General features: G+C 62.7%; 24 protein-coding genes. 9 read left to right on the forward strand and 15 right to left on the reverse strand.

The window, feature by feature from the left end; genetic code table 11:
- Positions 1 to 9: 9 nt before the first annotated feature.
- Both EQG66_RS03575 and hemN read right to left on the reverse strand, forming a co-directional pair.
- Positions 10 to 2,259 (reverse strand): O-linked N-acetylglucosamine transferase, SPINDLY family protein, encoded by a 2,250-nt coding sequence (locus EQG66_RS03575; RefSeq protein ID WP_245987834.1) that lies wholly within the window; start codon positions 2,257 to 2,259, stop codon positions 10 to 12.
- An 84-nt stretch (positions 2,260 to 2,343) separates the two neighbouring features.
- Positions 2,344 to 3,663, reverse strand: coding sequence for an oxygen-independent coproporphyrinogen III oxidase (gene hemN / locus EQG66_RS03580; RefSeq protein ID WP_129403158.1), 1,320 nt, complete (start codon positions 3,661 to 3,663; stop codon positions 2,344 to 2,346).
- Positions 3,664 to 3,818: 155 nt separating this feature from the next.
- On the opposite strand from hemN, the gene EQG66_RS03585 reads away from it, so the two are divergent.
- Positions 3,819 to 4,502: an OmpW/AlkL family protein gene (locus EQG66_RS03585; protein WP_245987835.1), complete on the forward strand. Its 684-nt coding sequence runs from the start codon at positions 3,819 to 3,821 to the stop codon at positions 4,500 to 4,502.
- Between the two features lie 60 nt (positions 4,503 to 4,562).
- Here EQG66_RS03585 and EQG66_RS03590 read toward each other — a convergent pair whose 3' ends face one another.
- The 10 genes from EQG66_RS03590 to EQG66_RS03635 all read right to left on the reverse strand — a co-directional run bounded on the left by EQG66_RS03590 (position 4,563) and on the right by EQG66_RS03635 (position 13,386).
- Positions 4,563 to 4,817, reverse strand: a complete 255-nt coding sequence (locus EQG66_RS03590) for a hypothetical protein (protein WP_129403160.1) — start codon at positions 4,815 to 4,817, stop codon at positions 4,563 to 4,565.
- Entirely contained in the window at positions 4,804 to 4,965 is a 162-nt protein-coding gene (ccoS, locus tag EQG66_RS03595) for a cbb3-type cytochrome oxidase assembly protein CcoS (RefSeq protein WP_129403161.1), read from the reverse strand. The genes EQG66_RS03590 and ccoS overlap by 14 nt, the downstream gene beginning before the upstream one ends.
- Positions 4,962 to 7,100, reverse strand: coding sequence for a heavy metal translocating P-type ATPase (locus EQG66_RS03600; RefSeq protein WP_129403162.1), 2,139 nt, complete (start codon positions 7,098 to 7,100; stop codon positions 4,962 to 4,964). Before EQG66_RS03600 ends, ccoS begins: the two co-directional genes overlap by 4 nt.
- A 1-nt stretch (position 7,101) precedes the next feature.
- Positions 7,102 to 7,578, reverse strand: coding sequence for a FixH family protein (locus EQG66_RS03605; RefSeq protein WP_129403163.1), 477 nt, complete (start codon positions 7,576 to 7,578; stop codon positions 7,102 to 7,104).
- 4 nt (positions 7,579 to 7,582) lie between these two features.
- Positions 7,583 to 9,040, reverse strand: coding sequence for a cytochrome c oxidase accessory protein CcoG (gene ccoG, locus EQG66_RS03610; RefSeq protein WP_129403164.1), 1,458 nt, complete (start codon positions 9,038 to 9,040; stop codon positions 7,583 to 7,585).
- Positions 9,027 to 9,977 (reverse strand): cytochrome-c oxidase, cbb3-type subunit III, encoded by a 951-nt coding sequence (gene ccoP, locus EQG66_RS03615; protein ID WP_129403165.1) that lies wholly within the window; start codon positions 9,975 to 9,977, stop codon positions 9,027 to 9,029. The genes ccoG and ccoP overlap by 14 nt, the downstream gene beginning before the upstream one ends.
- A complete protein-coding gene (locus tag EQG66_RS03620) occupies positions 9,970 to 10,134 on the reverse strand; it encodes a cbb3-type cytochrome c oxidase subunit 3 (RefSeq protein WP_129403166.1) in 165 nt (54 codons plus the stop codon). The genes ccoP and EQG66_RS03620 overlap by 8 nt, the downstream gene beginning before the upstream one ends.
- The gene (gene ccoO, locus EQG66_RS03625; protein WP_129403167.1) at positions 10,131 to 10,865 is read right to left on the reverse strand and encodes a cytochrome-c oxidase, cbb3-type subunit II; all 735 of its coding nucleotides are present in this window, start codon (positions 10,863 to 10,865) and stop codon (positions 10,131 to 10,133) included. Before ccoO ends, EQG66_RS03620 begins: the two co-directional genes overlap by 4 nt.
- Before the next feature lie 6 nt (positions 10,866 to 10,871).
- Positions 10,872 to 12,527, reverse strand: a complete 1,656-nt coding sequence (ccoN, locus tag EQG66_RS03630; RefSeq protein ID WP_129403168.1) for a cytochrome-c oxidase, cbb3-type subunit I — start codon at positions 12,525 to 12,527, stop codon at positions 10,872 to 10,874.
- A gap of 160 nt (positions 12,528 to 12,687) precedes the next feature.
- Entirely contained in the window at positions 12,688 to 13,386 is a 699-nt protein-coding gene (locus EQG66_RS03635; protein ID WP_129403169.1) for a Crp/Fnr family transcriptional regulator, read from the reverse strand.
- 128 nt (positions 13,387 to 13,514) lie between these two features.
- Between EQG66_RS03635 and EQG66_RS03640 the strand changes: the two genes are divergently transcribed.
- The 8 genes from EQG66_RS03640 to EQG66_RS03675 all read left to right on the forward strand — a co-directional run bounded on the left by EQG66_RS03640 (position 13,515) and on the right by EQG66_RS03675 (position 19,586).
- Positions 13,515 to 13,868, forward strand: coding sequence for an ArsC family reductase (locus EQG66_RS03640; RefSeq protein WP_129403170.1), 354 nt, complete (start codon positions 13,515 to 13,517; stop codon positions 13,866 to 13,868).
- 44 nt (positions 13,869 to 13,912) lie between these two features.
- Positions 13,913 to 14,350 (forward strand): RrF2 family transcriptional regulator, encoded by a 438-nt coding sequence (locus EQG66_RS03645; RefSeq protein ID WP_129403171.1) that lies wholly within the window; start codon positions 13,913 to 13,915, stop codon positions 14,348 to 14,350.
- Positions 14,351 to 14,396: 46 nt separating this feature from the next.
- Positions 14,397 to 15,269, forward strand: coding sequence for a 3-methyl-2-oxobutanoate hydroxymethyltransferase (panB, locus tag EQG66_RS03650; RefSeq protein ID WP_129403172.1), 873 nt, complete (start codon positions 14,397 to 14,399; stop codon positions 15,267 to 15,269).
- 83 nt (positions 15,270 to 15,352) lie between these two features.
- On the forward strand, positions 15,353 to 16,051 hold the full coding sequence (locus EQG66_RS03655; RefSeq protein ID WP_245987836.1) for a tetratricopeptide repeat protein: 699 nt from the start codon (positions 15,353 to 15,355) through the stop codon (positions 16,049 to 16,051).
- Entirely contained in the window at positions 16,041 to 17,414 is a 1,374-nt protein-coding gene (locus tag EQG66_RS03660) for a PQQ-like beta-propeller repeat protein (protein WP_425470212.1), read from the forward strand. Before EQG66_RS03655 ends, EQG66_RS03660 begins: the two co-directional genes overlap by 11 nt.
- 32 nt (positions 17,415 to 17,446) lie before the next feature.
- Entirely contained in the window at positions 17,447 to 18,844 is a 1,398-nt protein-coding gene (gene der / locus EQG66_RS03665) for a ribosome biogenesis GTPase Der (RefSeq protein WP_129403173.1), read from the forward strand.
- Complete coding sequence (locus EQG66_RS03670; RefSeq protein WP_129403174.1) at positions 18,841 to 19,056, forward strand: sulfurtransferase TusA family protein; 216 nt, start codon at positions 18,841 to 18,843, stop codon at positions 19,054 to 19,056. Before der ends, EQG66_RS03670 begins: the two co-directional genes overlap by 4 nt.
- 86 nt (positions 19,057 to 19,142) lie before the next feature.
- Positions 19,143 to 19,586 (forward strand): Hpt domain-containing protein, encoded by a 444-nt coding sequence (locus tag EQG66_RS03675; RefSeq protein ID WP_129403175.1) that lies wholly within the window; start codon positions 19,143 to 19,145, stop codon positions 19,584 to 19,586.
- Here EQG66_RS03675 and EQG66_RS03680 read toward each other — a convergent pair whose 3' ends face one another.
- From EQG66_RS03680 to EQG66_RS03690, 3 genes are all read right to left on the reverse strand, one after another.
- Entirely contained in the window at positions 19,587 to 20,573 is a 987-nt protein-coding gene (locus EQG66_RS03680; protein WP_129403176.1) for an NAD-dependent epimerase/dehydratase family protein, read from the reverse strand. It abuts the gene before it with no gap.
- 6 nt (positions 20,574 to 20,579) lie between these two features.
- Entirely contained in the window at positions 20,580 to 21,881 is a 1,302-nt protein-coding gene (locus EQG66_RS03685) for a UDP-glucose dehydrogenase family protein (protein ID WP_129403177.1), read from the reverse strand.
- A gap of 206 nt (positions 21,882 to 22,087) precedes the next feature.
- Positions 22,088 to 22,987, reverse strand: a complete 900-nt coding sequence (locus EQG66_RS03690; RefSeq protein ID WP_164975571.1) for an acyltransferase family protein — start codon at positions 22,985 to 22,987, stop codon at positions 22,088 to 22,090.
- Positions 22,988 to 23,173: the final 186 nt, after the last annotated feature.

Genomic DNA, 23,173 nt, shown 5'->3' on the forward strand with positions numbered 1-23,173 from the left:
TACACGTGTTCAGCGCCCGATGAGAATATCGTCGGGCGCTTTTCCGTCAAGGAAGCGGGCATAGGCCGCGTCATACCCTGCCTCGATATCCCGTGCGAAGCTGTCGGTATCAAACAGCGGAGTCGTGAGGCGATTGGCGGCAAGGCGGGCGCGCAGCTCTGCGAGCTTGTTGCGGTTGGTCGCAAGGTCCAGCGCCATCGCTTCATAGGCCTCAGATGTGTCGACAGCCAATTCTGGCAGGCCGACGGCATGCAACAGGCTGCCCGCCACCCGCGCGGCAAAGCTTTGGCCCATCCGCGTCAACACCGGCAGCCCGCCCCACAACGCGTCGCTGGCCGTGGTGTGGGCGTTGACGTTGAACGTATCGAGAAAGAGATCGGCGAGATGCTGGCGGGCGAGATGTTCGTCTACCGAAATTCCCTCTGCAAAGATGATGCGGTTTGCGGATATTCCGTGCTTCTCTGCTTCCTTGCGCAGGTTGGCCTCGGCCCAGCGGTTGCTCTTGTAGAGCCATAACACGCTGCCCTCCACCTTCGCGAGCAGGCGCATCCAGATGGCAAACTCTTCCGGGGTTATCTTGTAGCTGCTGTTAAAGCAGGCGAAGACGAAGGCGTCCTCTGGCAGGCCCATGTCCGATCGGGTGAACACGCGGGAAGAAATCTCGCGGCCATTGTCGTTCGGCTGGTAGCAATGCGGCATGGTGATAATGTTTTCGGAATAATGGGCGCGCTGCTCGGCCGGGATCGTGATGCTGTCCGCGATCATATAGTCGAAAAAGTCCGCACCAGTCGTGCCGGGATAGCCAAGATAGCTGATCTGCACCGGGGCCGCGCCATGTGCGAAAATACGTAGCCGCTTGCCTTTTGTATGGCCCATCAGGTCAATAGCGATATCGATATGCGCAGCGCGGGCGCGCTCTGCGATGGCGTCGTCCTCCAAGCTGTGAACCTGATGGAATATATCCACCGCATTGACAAGCCGCGTGTGCATCCCATCCTGCACGCCCTCGCCATAAGCGAAGCCATGCACCTCGAACCGGTCACGGTCGTGCAGCTCTAGCACGCGCACGATCAGATGCATGACGGCGTGGCTCCAGAAATCGGCAGAGAAATAGCCGATGCGCAGTTTTTCTGGCCGCTTGGGCTTGGCGGGTGAGAAGAGGTGGCGTTTTATGTCCTTCTTAGCAGGTGCAGCGGCGTTTTCCGACCGCAGCCTGTGCCTTGCAGGGTTGTCGTCGAGCGACAGCATGCCCCATGCGGTCGTTCTGCCCAATGTCGGTATCCGGTCTGCCGCGGCAACAATTGGCGCCCATTCGCACATCTGCGCTTGCTGGTGCAGTTTGGCGCACCAGGCCAGATCATCGTCGGGGTTTGCAGCAATGGCGCGCTCGAAGGACAGGATCGCCTCGTCGCGCAAATCGAACCCCAGGAATATATTGGCAAGTTCACGATGGGCGTCCCCATAATCCGGCTGGTGCACAACTGCGCGCTCCAGCGCCATGATGGCTTCGCCCTTCTTGCCCTGCTCGTTGCGCAGCAGGCCAAGGTTGAAATGCGCCTTGGCGTTGTCTGGCTGGAGGGTGATCGCCTGATTATAATAGGCTACTGCCGTGTCCTTGTTGCCCATGTCGCGAAAGGCATTGCCGAGGTTGATGTATGTATCGACATAATTCGGCCTCAGTTTGAGCGCGTCCCTCAGCGCGACGACTGCGTCGTTAAGATTGCCCTTCGCGACATAGAGCGCGCCGAGATTGTTATAGGCGTCCGCATAATCCGGCTTATGTTCAATGGCGGCGGCGTAACAGGAGGCAGCCTCGTCATTATCGCCCAACTCCTGCAGCACACGGCCAAGGTTATAGCGTGCCTCGGCGCAGTCTGGACGCACGGTGACAGCCGCGCGAAATGCGGCAGTGGCCTTTTCCAGATCCTTGCGCGCATAATGAATACGGCCCATCGAATCATGCAGCAGGACCGAGCGTGGATACTCCCGCAGCAGCGCCTGTCCCCTCGCAAGCGCTTCTTCCAGCCTTCCACTGTTGAGCAGGGCGAGAAAATGGTCGGTATCATGCGGCGGCGGCGCGCCATCCAGCGCCACAGCTTCGCCCCGCGCCTTGCGCAACGCATCCAGCCCCTGACGGGCGCGCATATTCTTCGGAAATTCGAGCAGGACCGCCTCGTAAATATTCTGCGCGGCTTCAAACTCACCCCGCTTGGCGCATCGCCGTGCGTTCATGAACATAGTTTCGAGCGGCTTGCCCATAATCAGCGAAATCCCCGGTCCTGTAGCATTGGACCCGGTTATCAGGACTTATCCCTAAAAAGCCGTTAACCATGTTGTGGCGGTTTACACAGGCGCGCTGAATCTCTTCTGGTGCGCGTCAAGCCGGGGATCGAAGATGGCTGCTATGGTGCGGGCGTAGGGCGAGGCGGCGGGCTTGAGCCGCAGCACGCCCATGGAAGTCGAGATCAGTCCGCGCTGGGCAAATCGATCAAGCTGCTCCTTCTGCCGGGCTGACAGGCGCGCAGGAAGCGCTGCCTCGCCGTGGCAGAGGATGTCCAGAATGAGCGCGCCGCACGCCCTGCTTTCGGCGTCACGCCACACGCCGCGTTCGACGGGAAGGCGGCCGCTTGCGATGGCTTTGCGATAAGCGCCGATGTTCTTGGCGTTCTGGGCATACAGGCCGGGGAGCTGGCTGATCGCCGATGCACCGAGGCCAATCAGATGCTCGGTGTCATCGTCTGTAAAGCCTTGAAAATTGCGGTGGAGCCGGTGGGTGCGCGCTGCCGTCGCCATGGGATCGTGCGGGAGGGCGAAATGATCGAACCCCACCGGACGATAGCTTTGCGTAATCAGATAGTCATGGCCGACATTCGCCATCATGAAGCGTTCGGCTTCGTCGGGCAGGGCGGCAGCATCGATGCGTCGTTGCCGCACTATCACATTCGGCACATGCGCATAGCCGAACAGGGCGATGCGATCGGGCTTCATCTCCGCCGCATGCGTGAGCGTGTCGACCAGGCTTGTGAGATCCTGTCCCGGCAGGCCATACATCAGATCGAAGTTCAACGACTGTACGCCGGCAGAGCGCAGCCGCCTGGTCAGTGTGGCGACGACATCGAGCGGCTGAACGCGGCCTATCGCCTGCTGCACAACCGGGTCAAAGGTTTGTACGCCTAGGCTGGCATTAGTGACCCGCGCCAGCTCAATCACGCGTAGCCAGCCGGGGGTAAGGCGGCGGGGATCAATCTCCAGCGAGATGAGCGGCTCCTCCGCCCCGAACGCGACTGTGAGATCGCCTAGCAGGCGTACGAAATCGAGAGGATCGAGGGCGTTGGGACTGCCGCCGCCAAAGGAAATGCGCCGTACCCGGCCCCGCCCATCCAGCAAGCCGGAGAGCATTTCAATTTCGCGATAGAGCGCATCGAGATAGGCGGCGAGGCGGGATTGCTTGCCTGCGCGCGCGGTGTTGCAGCCGCAGTACCAGCAAATCTCATCGCAGAACGGGATGTGGACATAAAGCGAGAGGGCGGTGCCTTTGCCGATCTGCAGCAGGGCGCGCGTGAGCGCGTCCGGACCTACGCTGTCGTCAAAATCCGCAGCGGTGGGGTAGCTGGTATAGCGGGGGACGGGCCGTTGCAGCAGTTCCGGATAATGGGTCCACATGCGCTTGGTTGTCGCGCGTGTAGACAGCTATTTCCTTGTTCAAGATCAAATTGCGATTTGCGTCCGATCAAGGATCGGCGGCGGGAAATGCTGCACATGCGGGGTGGACCGGAGGGAAATATTATCCCGGCCATCGAACAGGTATGGAGACAACAATGACTAGCAAAATCAACTTGTTGATTGGCGCAGCCGCCCTTGCGGCGCTCGCCGCGCCTGCGCCGACTCTCGCGCAGGACAATCAGGGCAAGCTGCAGATCAAGCTGCTCGGAACAGCTGTGCTGCCCGACGGCAAGATCAGCAAGGTGCGCAACAACGCGGCGGGCGTTCCTGCTGGCACGCAGTCCTTCGCCAGCGACAATGTCGTGCCGACGCTCGCGGTCGAATATTTCTTCTCGCCCAATTTCTCGGTCGAGACGATCTGCTGCCTCACGGCGCATCATATCAATGGCGCGGGCGCGCTCGCCGGCACCAATCTGGTGCGCACGGTGAAGATCCTGCCGGCCACCGTCACGCTCAAGGCGCATATGCCGCTTGGGCCGATCAAGCCCTATGTCGGCGCCGGGCCGACCTATTTCATCTTCATCAGCGAAAAGTCCGGCACGACGACCACGGCATTGGGCCTGCCCAAGAACAAGATCGACGACAAGGTTGGTTTTGCGCTTCAGGCGGGCGTGGATGTGCCGCTGGGCGCGAACGGATTTGGTCTGTCGCTTGATGCCAAGCGCTATTTCGTGCGGCCTGTGGCGCACTGGTCTACCGCGGGTGGAGCCGAGCTGCTTGCCACGCGCCACAAGCTCGACCCTTGGGTGCTGAGCGCGGGTGTGAGCTATCGGTTCTGACCGACGCCTAAACCGCAGAATGATTCAGGGCCGCTTTCCACCCCCGGAAGGCGGCCCTTTCTATATGTCGGCGTCCTGATCGATCTGGCCCGATAGCGCCTTGCGCTTGTTGGGCAGACAGGCGTGGCAGGCCTTGCCTGGTGATGGATTCTGAGGGCGCGCGGGGCCAGAGCCTTCATCCCACACCAGCATGGTTCGCGCTTCTCCATCGCCGGTGCAAAGCGCCATTATACGCGCGGTACATTCGCCGGTGATCGGGCTGGCCGCCAGCATGAACGCAGCGGAGAAGGCGGCGGCACCGTCAAGCAGCGACATCGCTGCCTCCCTCGTCATCGATCAGGATGCGCATGGCCGCGCCGTCCGGGTCATCGAACTGGCCGTCGTTCATGGCCCACAGGAATGCGCCCAGCCCGCTGAGCCCAAGGCCGAGCGCGATGGGAATGAGGAGAAGAAGGCCGTTCATTGTGCGCACCTCTTGAGCCGCAGGGCGTTGGCGATGACAATAACCGATGAGGTCGACATCGCAATCGCTGCGATCAACGGCGTGACATAGCCTGCGATGGCGAGCGGAACGGCAAGAACATTATAGCCGATGGCGAGGCCGAAATTCTCTTTCACCACGCGCAGGGTGCGCCGCGCTGCCGCAATCATCACGGGTACGGCGACAAGCGAATCGCCGGTAAACACCGCGTCCGCCGCCTGCTGGCCCATGTCGGTCGCTGAGCCGGGCGCGAGCGAGGCGTTGGCAGCGGCGAGTGCCGGGCCGTCGTTGAGGCCATCGCCCACCATCAGCACCTGATGCCCGGCGGACTGCAACCGCCGGATCGAAGCGATCTTGTCTTGCGGCAGGGCGCGCGCCTGTGCGGTGAGGCCAAGCTGATGCGCGACCGCACCCACGGCTTCCGCCCGGTCGCCGGAGATGATCGTGGCGGGCGCACCGATCAGTCCCAGGCGGGTAATGGCTTCCTGCGCGTCCGGCCGCAGCGCGTCTGCCAGGGTGATGTCGATATGGGTGTCGCCCATGGCGAGCCGCGTTGCTGCCCCAGATGTGGCGACGCTCTGCGCAGGCCGCTCCAGCGCGACCCGCTGCCCGCGCCACAGCCCGTGAACGCCGACGCCCTGTTCTTCCCTGATCTGCTCAACCGCAGCAGCAATCACCCCGCGCGCCGATAGTGCACCGTGCAGCGCGCGCGAAATCGGGTGGCGGCTCGATTGCGCGAGGGCGAGTGCGACGGATTGTTCCTCCGCCGTCAGAACATCAAGGTTGAGCGGGGTCATCCGGCCGAGAGTCAGCGTGCCGGTCTTGTCGAACAGCACGCGGTCGATCTTCGCGAAGCGTTCGAGCGCGCTGCCGTCCTTAACCAATATGCCGCGCCGCATCAGCGCGCCCGCCGCCACGACCTGCGACACCGGCACGGCGAGGCCGAGCGCGCAGGGGCAGGTGATGATGAGCACGGCGGTGGCGATGGTGAGCGCCTGATGCCAGCCCGCGCCAGCGATCAGCCAGCCCGCGCAGGATAGGGCAGCCAGCAGGTGAACCGCAGGCGCATAGAGCCGCGCCGCGCGGTCGGCGATGCGCACATAGCGCCCGCGCGATTGGCCGGCTTCGTCCATCAGGCGGGCGATGTCGGCAATGATAGTATCCGGCCCGGCGGCGGTGATGCGCACGGTGACAGGGGCGGAGAGGTTGACGGAGCCTGCCAGCACCGAGTCTCCCACCGCGCGGGGCTGGGGTGCGCTTTCGCCGCTGATGAGCGAGAGGTCGCACATCGTTTCGCCGTCCTCGATCACGCCGTCTGCCGCGAGGTTTTCTCCCGCTGCCACCAGCATCCGTTCGCCCGGCTTGAGGTCCGCCGCCTTGACCCAGCGGGTCGCGCCATCCGCGCCGATGACCATGGCTCCGGGCGCCTGATTGCGCAGCAGCGCCTCGATCCCGGCGCGAGCCCTGTCCCGCATCATCGCATCGAGCACGCGCCCGGCGAGCAGGAAGAACAGCAGCATCACCGCGCCTTCGAAATAGGCCTCGCGCCCGCCGAACATGGTTTCGTATAGGCTCATGCCTGTGGCGAGGATGACGCCGATCGATATCGGCACATCCATGTTGGTCCGCCCGTGGCGCAGCGCCATCAACGCCGAGCTGAAGAACGGGCGGCCTGCATAGGCCACCACCGGCACCGCAATCATCGCGGAGAGCCAATGGAACAGATCGCGCGTGATGTCTGCCGCGCCGGACCAGATCGAAACGGAAAGCAGCATGATGTTCATCATGCCGAAGCCCGAAACGCCAAGCGCGCGGGTGAGGCGCTTGCGCTCCTCATGATCGGTGCCGAGCGGGTTGACGCTCAAAGGCTGCGCATCGAAGCCGAGCTTGCCGATTTCCGCGATCAGCGCGCGGTCGTCTAGCCGATCATCATGCGAGACAGCGAGCTGCTTGGCCGAGAAGTTGACGCGCGCCGCCGCCACGCCGGGCAGCAGACCGATGCCGCTTTCGAGCTTGGAGATGCACCCGGCGCAGCGCATGCCGGGCACGGCAAAGCGGCTGTCCTCCAGATGGCGGGTGCCCTGCGTGAATTCGGATGCGTGCGCAGCGTGGTTCATGTCAGCTTGCCTCCCCGGCGATGTCGAGCGTGTCTGCGCCGCGTATGATATGGATGCGCAGCTTCCAGCGGCCATCGGGCAGCGGCCCGGTGCTGCGATAGGTGCCGGGCGCGGTCTCGATGAAGCGGAGTGCCTGCTCTGGCGCGCGGCCCAGCGGATGTTCGGCCCGCGCAGTCAGCCCAGCTCCGTTGAGGGGTTCGCCGCTTGCGTCTTTCAGGCGGAGGACGATGTGGCTGCTTTCGTCGCGCATGGGAGCGGACACGGCCCAGCCCAACGCCTTCTCTTTGCGTGCCTTCTCTAGCCAGCCGTTGAATTTCTGGCTGGCGACATAGCTGTTGTCCACCACCGTGCCGCCGAAGGTGGCGCTGGCATAGCGCGCCATGACGAGGTTGACAGTGACCACCACCGCAAAGAAGCTGATGAGGATCGCCGCCATATGATGGCCGGTGAAGTGGCGCACTCGGTTTGTATCGCGCATTATCTCATTCTCCTCCGCGTTCCAGCACCAGTTCATGCTTGTCGCTTGGCGCTGCGTCGTCGTTCGCCTGCACCACCAGCGCAAATTCCTGCCTGCCGCCATCGCCCGCAGGCGACACCACGAACAGCCGCAGCTTTGTCACCGCGTCAGGCGCGAGATTTGCCTCGAACGAGCGCGCGGCCGCCTCTCGGCTCCCGGTCTCGCCGAGCCACATGCGGGCTTGGGGTGCGCCCTCCATCGTCACCCGCACGGTGCGCGGGCGGCTCTCCATATTGCGCAGCTTGACGGTGTAGGCGTTGCGCACCGATCCATCAGACATACGCACGAACAGCGGATTACGGTCATGCTGCGCGCTGATATCGAGCCGGGTGCGGTTGCCGAGGGCAAACAGCAACGCAAGGCCGATTCCACCCCATATCGCGAAATAGGCGAGCGTGCGCGGGCGGAACAACGTCTTCAGGATCGGAGTCGTCGGCTGGCCTTCTTGCTCTTTGGAAGCGTCCTCGAAGGTCACATAATCGATCAGGCCGCGTGGCCGCCCGACCTGCGCCATCACCGTGTCGCAGGCGTCAATGCACAAGGCACAGGTGATGCAGCCTATCTGTGGCCCCTCGCGAATGTCGATGCCGGTGGGGCAGACGGCGACGCACTGGTTGCAGTCTATACAGTCGCCGATCGCGCCGGGTTTTGCCTGTGCCTGCTTAAGGCTGCCGCGCGGTTCGCCGCGCCAGTGGCGATAGGTGACGAGCAGCGACTTCTCGTCCATCATCGCCGTCTGGATGCGCGGCCATGGGCACATATAGATGCACACCTGCTCGCGCATGAAGCCGCCAAAGATGAACGTGGTCATCGTCAGCACGAAGACGGTCATGTAGGCGACGGGCGCGGCGGTGCCGTGCAGGAAATCATGCATCAGCGTCGGAGCATCCGCGAAGTAAAAGATCCACGCGCCGCCGGTGCCCATCGAGACGGCAAGCCAGATGCTCCATTTGAGCAGGCGCCGCGCGATCTTCGCTGGCCCCCAAGGCGCGTTCTGCAGGCGGATCGCGGCGTTGCGATCACCATCCACCGCGCGCTCGATATGCTGGAACAGGTCCGTCCACACCGTTTGGGGGCAGGCATAGCCGCACCATGCCCGCCCCACGGCGGATGTGACGAGGAACAGCCCTATCCCCGCCATCACCAGCAGCCCGGCAACGAAATAGAATTCATGCGGCCAGATTTCGATGTCGAACATGAAGAAGCGGCGGTGCGCGAGGTCGACCAGCACCGCCTGATCGGGCGCATAAGGTCCGCGGTCCCACCGAAGCCACGGCGTGACGTAATAGATCGTCAGCGTCACGACCATGATCGCCCATTTCAGGCGGCGGAACGTGCCGTCCACCGCCTTGGGGAATACGCTCTTGCGCTTCTGATACTGGCCCAGGGCTGAGTCAGTGATGTCCGGGTCAGCCTCCGCCATTGGCTGCTTCCGCCGGAGCCGCCGCTGCCGTTGCGTCTGCTGGTGCCGGGGTCGGGGCGGGAGCCGCCTCGCCACCGCCGAGCGAATGGACATAGGCGGCCAGCATGCGGATCGTCACCGTATCGAGGTGAAGGTTCCATGCGGGCATCACCCCGTAACGGCTGTTGGTGATCGTCTGGCGGATCGTATCGCGATCTCCGCCATAGAGCCATATTCCGTCCGTGAGGTTGGGCGCGCCCTGGCTGCGCATGCCGGTGCCGTCCGGCCCATGGCAGACCGCGCAGTTGGCCGAATAGAGTGATCCACCGCGCGCAGACGATGTACTGGGCCGTTCCTGCTTTGCCAGCACGCGCACATAGGAGGTGACGTCGTCCACCTGTGCGGGCTGGAGGATGCCATCGCGCCCGAAGGCGGGCATCTGCGAGAAGCGGGTGGCCTTGTGCTCCGGCTGGCGGATGCCGTCGGCGATGGTCTTTTCGAGCGTGGCGAGATCACCGCCCCACAGCCAGTCGTCATCATTGAGGTTGGGATAGCCCTTTGACCCGACGGCGCCAGAGCCATGGCACTGCACGCAATGTACCTTGAACGCTGCTGCGCCGCCGGCAATCGCTTGGCTCATCAGCTCCGGCTTGCCCGGCAGGGCGGCAATGTCGGTCGCGGCGAGCGCGGCGTGGATGGGCTTCAGCTCCGTCTGCCGGGCCACGAGCGTTTTTTCCAGTTCATCGCGGCTGGACCAGTTGAGCTTGCCGCCCGGCGCGCCGTTGGCGGTCGGGATGGTCGGATAGACCACGCAATAGCCGATGGCGAAGACGACGGTCGCATAGAAGGTCCACAGCCACCAGCGCGGCAGCGGGGTGTTCAGCTCCTCGATGCCGTCCCATTCATGGCCGACGGTCTCGGTGCCGGTCGGGTGGTCGATGCGCTTGTTGTCAGCCATCGTCGTGCTCCTCATCGAAGATCATATGGGCGGCGGCGCGGTTGCGGTCGCGCGAGCCGGGGAGAAAGGGCCAGGCGGTGAGGATAAGAAAGGTGATCCCCATGAACACCAGGCCCCAGCTGTCGGCAAAGTGGCGCAGGGCGTCATAGTCGCTCATCGCGGCTGCTCCTGCCCTGCGGCGGCGCGGAAATCGACCAAAGTGCCGAGCATCTGGAGATAGGCGACCAGCGCGTCCATCTCGGTCAGGGTCTTGGGGTCGCCGTCATAATCGCGCGCCTGCGCCTTGGGATAGCGCTTCAGCAGATCGGCGCTGTCCGCCTCCGGGTCGGCCTGCGCGAGGAGGTCCGCGTTCGCTGCCGCAATCGCCTCGTTGCTGTATGGCACGCCGACGCGGGAGAGGGCGGTGAGGTGCCCGGTCATATCGCCAGCCTTCAGCGGCCGGTCCTTCAGGAAGGCATAGGGCGGCATGATCGATTCCGGCACCACGCTGCGCGGATCGACCAGATGCTGCACATGCCATTCGTCGGAATATTTGCCGCCGACGCGCGCGAGATCGGGCCCGGTGCGCTTGCTGCCCCACTGGAACGGGTGGTCATACATGCTTTCTGCCGCAAGACTGTAATGCCCATAGCGTTCCACCTCGTCGCGGAAGGGGCGGATCATCTGGCTGTGGCAGACATAGCAGCCCTCGCGGATGTAGATATTGCGCCCGGCCAGTTCCAGCGGGGTGTAGGGGCGCACGCCCTCTACCTTTTCGACCGTGGTCTTCACCCAGAACAAAGGCACGATCTCCACCAGCCCGCCGACGATCACGGCGAGGAAGGCGAACAGGCCGAGCAGGCTGACGTTGCGCTCCAGCGTCTTGTGCTTGTGTGCAAGTGTGCTCATCGCGCTTTACTCCGCGGCGGCCGGGACCAATGGGCGGTCCGCGGCTTCGTTATAGGGGGTTTCGGTCATCGGCTGTTCGCTGCGCAGTTGCCCGGCGATAGTCATCCAGATGTTGTAGGCCATCACCAGTGCGCCACCGAGGTAGAGCACCCCGCCCGCCGCACGGATCAGATACATTGGGAACATGGCGGCGACGACCTCGGCAAAGGAGTAGACGAGGTATCCGTCAGCCCCATATTCGCGCCACATCAGCCCCTGCATGATGCCCGCGACCCACATGGAGGCGGCATAGAGCACGATGCCCACGGTCGAGAGCCAGAAGTGCCAGTTGACCATGCGCAGCGAATAGAGGCGCTGGCGGTTCCACAGGCGCGGCGTGAGGTAATAGAGCGCCGCGAAGGTGATCATGCCGTTCCAGCCCAGCGCTCCGGAGTGAACATGGCCGATCGTCCAGTCGGTATAGTGCGACAGGCTGTTGACCGACTTGATGCTCATCATCGGCCCCTCGAACGTGCTCATGCCGTAGAAAGCGAGCGCCATCACCATCATGCGGATGATAGGATCGGTGCGGATCTTGTCCCACGCCCCATTCAGGGTCATCAGACCGTTGATCATGCCGCCCCAGCTCGGCATCCACAGCATGACCGAGAACACCATGCCCAGCGTCTGCGCCCAGTCCGGCAGCGCGGTGTAGTGGAGGTGGTGCGGCCCCGCCCAGATGTAGAGGAAGATCAGCGACCAGAAGTGGATGATCGACAGGCGATAGCTGTAGATTGGCCGCTCGGCCTGCTTCGGCACGAAATAATACATCATCGCGAGGAAGCCGGCGGTCAGGAAAAAGCCGACCGCATTATGCCCATACCACCACTGCGTCAGCGCATCCTGCACGCCGGAAAACGCGGCATAGCTCTTTGATCCCAGCAGGCTGACGGGCATCGACAGGCCGTTGACGAGGTGGAGCATCGCCACCGTGACGATGAAGGAGAGGAAGAACCAGTTCGCCACATAGATATGCGGTTCGCTGCGCTTGACGATCGTGCCGACGAACACCGCGAGATAGCTGACCCACACGACGGTCAACCACAGGTCCACATACCATTCCGGCTCGGCATATTCCTTGCCCTCGGTAATGCCCAGCAGATAGCCGGTTGCCGCCAGTACGATGAAAAGCTGATAGCCCCAGAACACGAAGCGGGCGAGCGCGGGGAAGGCGAGGCGCGCGCGGCAGGTGCGCTGGACGATGTAGAAGCTGGTACAGATAAGTGCGTTGCCGCCGAACGCGAAGATCACCGCCGAGGTGTGCAGCGGGCGCAGGCGGCCGAAGGTTGTCCATTCCAGGCCGAGGTTCAGCACCGGGTAGGCGAGCTGGAGGGCGATCAGCAACCCCACGAGGAAGCCAGCCAGCCCCCAGAACACGGTAGCGATCACGCCCCAGCGGATGGGATCGTCGTCATAGCGGCCGGGGTCCGGCATCCGCAGGACGCCGCGCGCGATTGCGCCATAGTCCGCGCCGCTCATGGTCGCCCACAACGCGATCAGCGCGGCGAGCATGATGATGCCCATATGGATGGCAAAGCCGCTGTCAGCGCTGAACGCCAATGCAAAAAAGGCAAGCAAAGCCGCAAGCAGCCAAGCGCCCGAACGCATCACTAATGATTCCATGGTGCCTTCCCCGGTTTGCTGGGCAGGCGGATGCACTTTGCACCTTGTCTGGCCAGACTTATATCGGCAGGGATTATTGGAGATCGGGCCGCTGTTCCTTGACGCGGGTCAAGAACCGGCGAGGATCATAAGTTTCTATCGCATATGCGAAAAAGGGGAGTCAGGCCGCTTCCGCTATGCCTTCAAGGCCATCGCGGTCCAATATCTCGATCCGCCGTCGTGATGGGACGGCGATCAGCCCCTGCACCTTGAAATCATTGAGGCGGCGACTCACCGTTTCGATCGTGAGGCCGAGAATGTCGGCAATCTGCTGGCGCCCGAACGGCAGGTCAAACCCGTCGACCGGCCCGTCATTGGCGCAATCCGGCCGCACCAGCCGCTGCGACATATCCAGCAGGAAGTGCGCAAGCTTCTCTGACGCGGTCATGCGGCCGAGCAGCAGCAGCCAGCGCCGGGTACGGTCCAGCTCCGCCAGCGTGCGTTCCAGCAGCTTGTGCTCCAGCTCTGGATGGCTCTGCGCGAACCTGTCGAAGTCTGAGCTGGAAAAGGTGCAAACATGCGCGTCCGTCAACGCGGTGACATTATGCTGCGTGCGGGTGCCGAACGGGCGGCCGATGAAATCCGAGGGATAGACCACGCCGACGATCTGCTCGCGTCCGTCGCTTAAGGAGGTGGAAAGCTTGAGTATACCGTCGATGACGTTGGCAACCAGCAGCGAATCCTCGCCCTCCCAGATAAGGGTCTGGCCCGCTACCAGCTTGTGATGGCGGCCCATTTTGCCGAGCAGGCTGATTTCGTCCATCTCCAGCGCCGAACAAATCGCGCGGTTGCGGACAACGCATGTGCTGCAATGATCCATATCAATCCCCTAGCAGCGGGATTTCATGCTGACAATTGCCAGCGCCCAATCTTTGGTCGCATATGTTGCTTTCGCCCTGGGTGCCGTGGCATGGGAGGCGCACCTGCCCCCAATGCGAAAGGCCGCATATGCCTGCTTCTCCTACCCTCTACGGCATCCCCAATTGCGATACGGTCAAGAAGGCGCGCGTCTGGCTTGGCGGGCGGGGGATCGACTATGTGTTTCACGATTACAAGAAGCAGGGCGTCGATGCGGACAAGCTGCACAACTGGGTGGCGGAACTGGGGTGGGAAGTGCTGCTCAACCGCGCGGGCACCACATTTCGCGCGCTGCCGGAGGCAGACAAGCAGGGGCTGGATTCGGAGAAGGCAGTGGCGCTGATGCTTGCCAACCCGTCGATGATCAAACGCCCGGTGCTCGATCTGGGCGATCGGCGGATCGTCGGTTTCAAACCGGAAATCTATGAAATGGCCTTTTCCTGACTTGAAAGGTTGAAATTCTTTGCCAAGCGGGCAATGGTCTCAACATGCTCTCGCAAAAGACCCGCTATGCCATTCGCGCGCTTCAGCATCTGGCCGATAAATATGGCGAGGGGCCGATTCCGCTTACCGATATATCCGAGACGCAGAATATTCCCGCCAAGTTCCTGACCGTGATCCTCTCCGAAATGTCGCGCGAGGGGCTGGTCGATACGCAGCGCGGGCGCGATGGGGGATATTGGCTCGCGTTGCCGCCGGTGGACATCAGCTATGGCGACATTGTGCGCCTCACGCGCGGCTCAGTCGCGCTCACGCCCTGCGCCAGCCGCTTCGCGCACGAGCAATGCAAGAACTGCCTGCCGGAAGACGAATGTCGCCTGCATCGCATCATGCTGCTGGTGCGCGATGAAACCGCCAAGGTGCTGGACGGAATAAGCCTTGCCGAGGATATTCCGGTGCCGGTGGACGATGCCGCCCACGGCTGAGCGCGGGGGGCTGGCTCTCGCTGCCAAGACGGGCTAGAACGCGCTCATGTCGACGACCTTCACGCTAGACACCGCCACCAGCCGCGCCAACCCCACGCCAGCGCCGCTGCGCCGCCTCACCGTCCCTGCGATCCAGCAGCGCAAGGCGGATGGCAAGACCGCCGAGCCGCTGGTGATGCTGACGGCTTACACCGCGCGGCAGGCGCAATTGCTCGATCCGCATTGCGACATGCTTTTGGTGGGTGATTCGCTGGGGCAGGTGATTTATGGCCTCCCCTCCACCGTGCCGGTGAGCCTGGAGATGATGTGCGCCCATGGCGCGGCGGTGGTGCGCGGCAGCTATCACAGTGTCGTCATCGTCGATATGCCGTTCGGGAGCTATGAAGCCTCGCCGCAACAGGCGTTCGAGAGTGCTGCGCGGATCCTGAAGGAAACTGGCTGTGCGGCTGTGAAGCTGGAGGGCGGGGAGGCGATGGCCGAGACAATCGCCTTCCTGACGCAGCGGGGCATCCCGGTGTGCGCCCATGTTGGGTTGACGCCGCAGGCGGTGAATACGCTGGGCGGCTATGGCGCGCGCGGGCGCAGTGACGCGGAAGCCGCGAAGATCCTGAGCGATGGCAAAGCCGTGACCGAGGCGGGCGCATTCGCCGTGGTGGTGGAGGGCGTGATCGAGCCGATAGCCATTGCCTTGACCGAAGCGCTGGCGATCCCGACGATCGGCATTGGCGCTTCGGCGCAATGCGACGGGCAGGTGTTGGTGGCGGAGGACATGCTCGGCATGTTCGAGCGGGTGCCGCGCTTTGTGAAGCGCTATGCCGATATGGCGGGATTGATCTCGGAAACCGCCGCAGCCTATGCTGCCGAGGTGCGCGCCCGCAGCTTTCCAGGCACCGAACAGACCTATCAGCCGAAAAAGTGACTTGTCTGGGGCGGTATGGCCGCTAAGGTCCGCGCACTCTGGCCTCAAACGGGCCAGCAAACCGGATTCTCTGGAGATTTCCCTTGGCTGATGCGCCGCCCGTAAACGAAGCCTTCCTGCGTGAGGTGGACGAAGCCGTCCGGCAGGACCGCATGATCGGCATCTGGCAGCGGTTCGGCCGCTGGATCGTGGTTGCGGTCGTGGTCGGGCTGGCGGCGTTTGGCGGGTGGCTGTGGTGGGATCATCACAGCAAACAGGTTTCGGGCGAGACGGCGGAGAAGGCGCAGGACGTGCTGCGATCCGCAGCGACGGGCCAGGCGCCCGATGCCGCGGCGTTGGCTGTGCTCAAGGGCGCCAGCCAGCCCGGCTATCGTGCCGCCGCGCTGCTGACCGAGGCGGGCGTGACCGCGCAGAAGGGCGATGTTGCCAAGGCCATCGCGCTTTATGGCGCCATCGCGGGCAATGAGGACATCGCGCAGCCCTATCGTGATCTGGCGACGGTGCGCAAGGTTGCCCTTGGCTTTGAGCAGATGCAGCCACAGGCGGTGATCGATACGTTGAAGCCGCTTGCAGTGGCGGGTAATCCGTGGTTCGGCAGCGCGGGCGAGATGAGCGCCATCGCCTATATGAAGATGGGTAAGAAGGATGTCGCGGGTGCGGTTTTTGCCGCTATCGCCAAAGACAAGACGGTGCCCGCCACGGTGCGTTCACGCGCGCGACAGATGGCGGGGCTATTAGGGGTCGATGCGCTGTTAACGGAAGAGGATGCGAATGGAGCGTGAGCAAGCGGTGATGCAGCCTGAACAGATCAAGGGCCGGTTTAACGCAGGCAGGGTTGCGGTGCTGGCTTTGGTGCTGGTTTCGGTCAGCGCGTGCAGCGTGCTGGGTGGAGGCGGAAGCAAAAAGCCCAAAACACCTGTATTCGGCAATCGCGTCTCGATTCTCTCGTCCGAGAGCAGCGCAGAGGTGGACAGCGCATTGGCGAGCATGCCGGTTGTGTTGCCGGAAGCCGTCGTCAATCCCGAATGGTCGCAGCCCGGTGGCAATTCGGCCAAGCTGATCGGCCATGTGGCGCTCGCCGCGGCGCCGGTTGAGGCCTGGTCAACCTCCATAGCGGGCAGCACAAACCGCGCCCGCCTCGCCGCGGCACCTGTGGTCGCTGGCGGCAAGCTCTATGTGATTGATGCCGATGCGCGCGTTATCGCCTTTGACGCAAAGACAGGCACGCGCTCATGGAGCACGCAGATGCCGTCTGAAGGCAATGGCCGCTCGCTGTTTGGCGGGGGTGTCTCTGTGCTGGAGAACAGGCTCTATGTCGCCACCGGCGTGGGCGATGTTGGTGCGCTCGATACCGCGACCGGCGCCGTGCTGTGGAAAAAGCGGCCCGGCGGCCCGCTGCGCGGTTCTCCCACGCTCGCCAATGGCCATGTCTATGTGATGAGCCAGGATAATCAGGTGTTTGCGCTCGATCAGCAGACTGGCGAGACGCAGTGGAGCGATGCAGGCACGGCGCAGGCCACGGGCGTCTTCGGCGTCGCCGCGCCCGCCGCCGCACAGGGCACAGTTATCGCGGGCTTCAGCTCTGGTGAGCTGACGGCCTATCGCTATGAAAATGGGCGCGATTTGTGGGGCGATGCCCTGTCTCGCACCAATATCTCCACCTCGGTTGCCGCGCTGACGGATATTGATGCTGACCCGGTGATCGACCGGGGCCGGGTGTTCGCGATCGGGCAGGGCGGGCGCATGGCGTCCTATGAGCTGGTCTCTGGCCAGCGCCTGTGGGAGATCAATGTTGCGGGCATTTCAACCCCCGCCGTGATCGATGAATGGGTATTCGTCGTCACCGATGACGCGCGGTTGCTCTGCATCGCGCGCACCACCGGCAAGATCCGCTGGATCAGCCAGCTGAAACGGTGGGAGGACATGAAGGACAAGAAGGGCGCGGTGCGCTGGACCGGGCCTGTGGCTGCGGGCGGGCGGCTGATCCTGGTATCGACCGACGGCGATCTGGTGTATGTGAACCCGGCGGATGGCGCTGTGGCTGTCAACAAGGATATGGGCCACCGCATGACGCTCAGCCCGGTTGTGGCGGATACTATGCTCTTTATCCTCGCCGATGATGGCCGCCTGACGGCCTATCGCTGAGGAATAGCAAAAGCTGGAAGGATAAGGGCCACATGTTGCCCACTGTTGCGATAGTCGGGCGGCCCAATGTCGGCAAATCGACGCTGTTCAACCGGCTCGTCGGCAAAAAGCTCGCGCTGGTCGATGATCAGCCGGGCGTGACGCGGGATCGGCGCGAGGGCGAGGCGCATTTGCTTGGCCTGCATTTCCGCATCGTTGATACGGCGGGCTATGAGGACGAAGACCCTCAGACCCTGCCGGGCCGTATGCGCCGCCAGACCGAGGCAGCCGTTGCCAGCGCCGATGTCGCGCTGTTTCTGTTTGATGCGCGCGCTGGCGTTACCCCGCTGGACGAGGAGATTGCCCGCTGGCTGCGCAGCTCTGACACGCCGGTGATTCTCGCGGGCAACAAGGCGGAAGGGCGCGCGGCGGAGGATGGCCTGACCGAGGCGTGGTCGCTGGGGCTGGACGAGCCGATCGGGCTCTCCGCCGAGCATGGTCAGGGGCTGGCCGATCTGTTTCAGGCGCTGCTTCCCCATATCGATCGCGCCAACGCCGAGATCGAGGCGGCCGGGCTGGCGCATATCGAGCAGGAGATAGACCCGGACGATGAAGACGCGCTTGACGCCGCCCCGCTGAAGCTCGCGATTGTCGGGCGGCCCAATGCCGGCAAATCGACCCTCATCAACAAGATCATCGGCGAAGACCGGCTCATCACCGGGCCGGAGGCAGGGATTACGCGAGACAGCATTGCCGTCGATTATCTCTGGCGGGATTTTGAAAACCGCGAGCGCATCGTGCGCCTCATTGACACCGCCGGAATGCGAAAGCGCGCCAAGGTGCAGGACAAGCTGGAGAAGCTGGCGGTCGCGGATGGCCTCCACGCTGTCGATTTCGCCGAGGTCGTCGTGCTGCTGCTCGATTCCACTTTGGGGCTGGAGGCGCAGGATCTGCGTATCGCCGACAAGGTATTGCAGGAGGGGCGCGCGCTCGTCATCGCTCTCAACAAATGGGATGTGTCGGAGAATGGCTCGTCGCTCTATCAGGGCGTGAGGAAGGCGCTGGACGAGGGGCTGGCGCAGGTGAAAGGCGTGCCGCTGCTCACCGTTTCCGGCGCGACTGGCAAGGGGCTGGACGATCTGCTTGAGGCCGCGTTCGAAGTGCGCCGGGCTTGGTCGCGCCGTGTCGGCACCGGCCAGCTCAACCGCTGGTTCGAAACCGCGCTGGAGGCGAACCCGCCGCCCGCGCCGGGAGGGCGCCGCATCAAGCTGCGCTATCTCACGCAGGCCAAGACCCGCCCGCCGGGCTTCGTGCTGTTCGGCACCCGGCTGGATCAATTGCCGGAAAGCTATCAGCGCTATCTGGTGAATGGCATCCGGCGCGAGCTGGGCTTTGGCGCGGTGCCCGTCCGGCTGATGCTGCGCTCCGCGAAGAATCCATTCGGAAAATGAGCGGCGACAGCCCGCCGGTCGAGGTGGATGCGCGGGGCATGCGATGCCCTTGGCCCGCCTTGCGCGCGGCGCGTGCGATGCGCGAGCATGCCGCAGTGCTGGTGCGCGCGGACGATCCCGTCGCACCCAAAGAGCTGGCTGCGCTGGCTGAGGAGCATGGCTGGGCCTTTGAATTGCGGGCAGAAAATCTTTTCCATATCGCCCGTCCCTGAACAGCCCCCGCCGGATGATAACCGGAAATTTACCTGATTGGGCTATGCCGTGATCTGGAGTGCTGAATTTCGTCAACGGTGCGTGCATGGATGCAGAGCTGATCAACCCGCAGGATTATGAACTGGCGCGCACCCAGCTGGGCGCCAGCTTTACCCGGATTCTTGGCTATTTCCGTGAGGATGGCATCAAATCTGTCGAGGAAGTCGAGCAGGCGATGCGGGATCGCAATGCGGCGGCGCTGGTGCGCCCGGCGCATACGCTGAAGGGCGAATCCCGCCAGTTCGGGTCCATCGCGCTGGGCGATCTTTCCGAGCGCATCGAGATGACCGCGCGCCACTGCGTGGAGCAGCGCACCGGGCCGGAAGATCTGGCAGAGGATGTCGCCGCGCTGCGCGCCTGCTTCACCCGCACACTCGCGGAGCTGGAGCGTAACAATGTCGGTCTAGGCCCGGTCGTCACAGCGCGCAAGCCGGTGGGCGGCTTTGGCCGCAAGACTGTCATCACCATGACGGGCATGAGCCGCGCCTGATTACTGCGCGCCGGTATAACCCTTATACCACGCTGCAAATCGCGTCAGCCCCTCTGCCAGCATGACCTTGGGCTTATAGCCGGTTAGCGCATTGAGGCGTGACACATCGGCGAAGGTCGCCGTTACATCGCCCGGCTGCATCGGTCGCATGATCTTCTCTGCCTTGCGGCCTAGCGCGTTTTCCAGCGTCTCGATCATCTCCATAAGGCCAACGGGGTGGCTGTCTCCGATGTTGAGGATGCGATGCTCCTGCCGGGCGGGGGCATTATCGAGCGCGCCGATTATGCCATCGACGATGTCGTCGATATAGGTGAAGTCCCGCGCCATCTTGCCCTCGCCGAACACCTCGATCGGTTGCCCGGCCATGATCTTCTGGCTGAAGCTGAAATAGGCCATGTCTGGCCGACCCCACGGACCGTAAACCGTGAAAAAGCGCAGGCCAGTCTGTGGGAAGCCATAGAGCGAGGCGTAGCTCTGGCTCATCAGTTCGCATGCGCGCTTGGTGGCGGCATAGAGCGAGACAGGGTTGGTTGCGGGCTCGTCCTCGGTAAAGCCCTCGCCACCCATCGGTTTATCACCATAGACCGAGCTGGAAGAGGCATAAACGAGATGCTCGAACCCCGGCGCGTGGCGACATGCTTCCATCACCGCAAGATGCCCGGCGAGGTTGCTGTGCTGATAGGCGAACGGATTTTCGAGGCTGTAGCGCACGCCCGCCTGCGCGGCGAGATGGATAACGCGCGTAACGGAGCTTTCGCGGATCAGGCGGGCCATCAGTTCCGCGTCCGCTACATCTGCGCGGTGAAAGGTGAAGCCTTCGCGCGCCGTCAGCGTCGCGAGCCGAGCCTCCTTTAGCGCGGGGTCGTAATAGTCATTGACGATATCCACCCCGATCACGCACTCGCCCCGGTCGAGCAGGCGATGCGCGGTCGCGTGGCCGATGAAGCCTGCAGCGCCGGTAACAAGGATAGGCGCACGCGCGCTCATGGGTTTTCAGCGGCCGATCGCGGTATAGCGGAAGCCCGCCTTTTCCACCATTTCGCGCGGATAGACATTGCGCAGATCCACCAGCACCGGCTGCTTGAGCAGGCTCTTGACGCGATCGAGATCGAGTGCGCGGAACGCATCCCATTCCGTGACGATCACTAGTGCGTCCGCGCCTTCCATCGCCTCATAGCTGTTGGTGCAATAGCTGACATTGTCGAGCACCAGCTTTGCCTGCTCCATGCCTTCAGGATCATAAGCGCGCACTGTGGCGCCGGCATCCTGAAGCGTCTGGACCACGGCGATGGCCGGGCTGTCGCGCATGTCGTCGGTATTGGGCTTGAAAGTGAGGCCGAGGACGGCGACCGTCTTGCCGCGCACATCGCCACCACACGCTGCAATCACCTTGCGGCCCATAGCCCGCTTGCGGTTGTCGTTCACAGCCACCACTGCCTCTACGATCCGCTGCGGCGCGTCATAATCCTGGCTGGTTTTCAACAGCGCGAGCGTATCCTTGGGGAAGCAGGAGCCGCCATAGCCCGGCCCGGCATGGAGGAACTTGCTGCCGATGCGGTTATCGAGGCCGATGCCGCGCGCCACATCCTGCACATCCGCGCCCACCTTCTCGCACAGGTCGGCAATCTCGTTGATGAAGGTGATCTTGGTGGCGAGGAAGGCGTTGCCCGCATATTTGGTCAGCTCAGCGCCACGGCGGCTCATCTCGATGATCGGCGAGCGGCCCAGCGCGAGCGGACGGTAGATCTGCTGCATCACCTCCAGCGCGCGCGGGTCATCCCCGCCGATTACAACGCGGTCTGGCCGCTTGAAATCATCGATCGCTGCGCCCTCGCGCAGGAATTCGGGGTTGGAGACTACGGCGAAATCGGCATCCGGGTTGGCCGCGCGGATGATGCGCTCCACCTCGTCGCCGGTGCCGACAGGAACGGTCGATTTGTCGACGATGACCGTAAAGCCGTTAATGGCTCCGGCAATTTCCTTGGCCGCGCCATAGACATAGGAGAGGTCTGCATGGCCGTCGCCACGGCGGGATGGGGTGCCCACGGCGATGAAGACGGCGTCGGCGTCCTTCACACCTTCGGCCAGATCGGTGGTGAAGCGCAGGCGACCGGCGGCGACATTGGTGGCCACGAGATGGTCCAGCCCCGGCTCGAAGATCGGGATTTTCCCGCCAAGCAGCGCGTCGATCTTGGACTTGTCCTTGTCCACGCACACCACTTCATGCCCGAAATCGGCAAAACAGGCGCCCGATACCAGCCCTACATAGCCCGAACCGATCATCGTAATCCGCAAGGTAAGTCTCCTTATTTCCGCGCTGCACCGCAACAGGGCATAGTGCCCTTGGTGTGCGGGGTCAAAGCGTCACCTGCACCAAGGACGTTTCAATACAGTAAAATTGGCGTCAATTTTCTCTGAAAGCGCCTTCATCAAGGCTGAAACAGAGCGCACTCAGGAAGTCAGGCCGGTAATGGGATGCGCACTAGGTTGGGTCAACTGCGTCACGCCTTTTTGCTGAATACTCGCATGAGTCGATAGCGCATCCCATTTAGGGGAGCATCCACCGCAATGTATAGCAGGGCCGCGACACCGTATGACACTATGCCCGCGACCAGCTTTTCGCTTGCAGTGTCACTCACGACGATGAGCGCGATAATCGCGTAATGCATAAGATAGAGCGCGTAGCTATAATCCCCGAGCACGCGGTCAATGTGGCTGGAGCGAATCGACAGCGATCGCTGTAGATAGGGAATCAGCGGAAGCAACCACAACAGGGCGAAGATGTCCCTGTGAAACGGGTCGTGTGTGGATTTGGTGAAGAACGGCGTGAAATAGGCGCCAACGCTGGCTAAAGCGAACAGGCCAAGTGAAGAATAGGCGGAGCGCGCCGATGGTATATGGCGCGACTGATCGGAAAGGGCGCCAGCTAGAAAAGCGGGCAGGTACAGCAGCGCAGTCCGTATGCCCAGAGTTGGCGTGACTATCCAGGCGACCGCAGTAACCGCGCTGCAAACCGTCAAGGTAGTCCAAGGGAAATGACGCAGCAGCGGAAGAAGTAACGGGCATAGCAGATAATATTGCATCTCGATGTCGAGCGACCAGGAAACTCCGGTCGGGTCGTTGCCTGTGGTGGCTATGCCAAATAGCAGAAAATTTTCGAGGGATAGCGGTAGACCGCGGAAGATGCTGCTGGCGAGCGAAACGACCAGAAACAGAGGGTAAATGCGGAGTGCGCGCGAGATGTAGAATGATACGAATTGCTTTTCGTCGAACTTTTCAGTCCAGATCCTTGACGTCCAATATCCACTGAGAAAGAAGAAGACGATAACGCCAAGCCTGCCGATGTCATATTTCGAGATATGAGAAATAATGACGGCGCTAGCGAGAAGAACTCGTACCACACCCGGTGAGAGGATAAAAATATCTTCGCCCCCCCCCCTCCCATTTTGGGGCGAGCGAAGGCATTATGGGTTATCAGTCGGTGATATCCCTTTATCATGCATGGCCCTGTTAAGCGTTGTCGATCAAATAATCGTATAAATTATTGTCTGACTCACGAAAAAAGTAAAGAGGGCTACTTTTGTGTG

Source organism: Sphingobium fluviale, assembly GCF_004122115.1.
Taxonomy (GTDB): Bacteria; Pseudomonadota; Alphaproteobacteria; order Sphingomonadales; family Sphingomonadaceae; genus Sphingobium; species Sphingobium fluviale.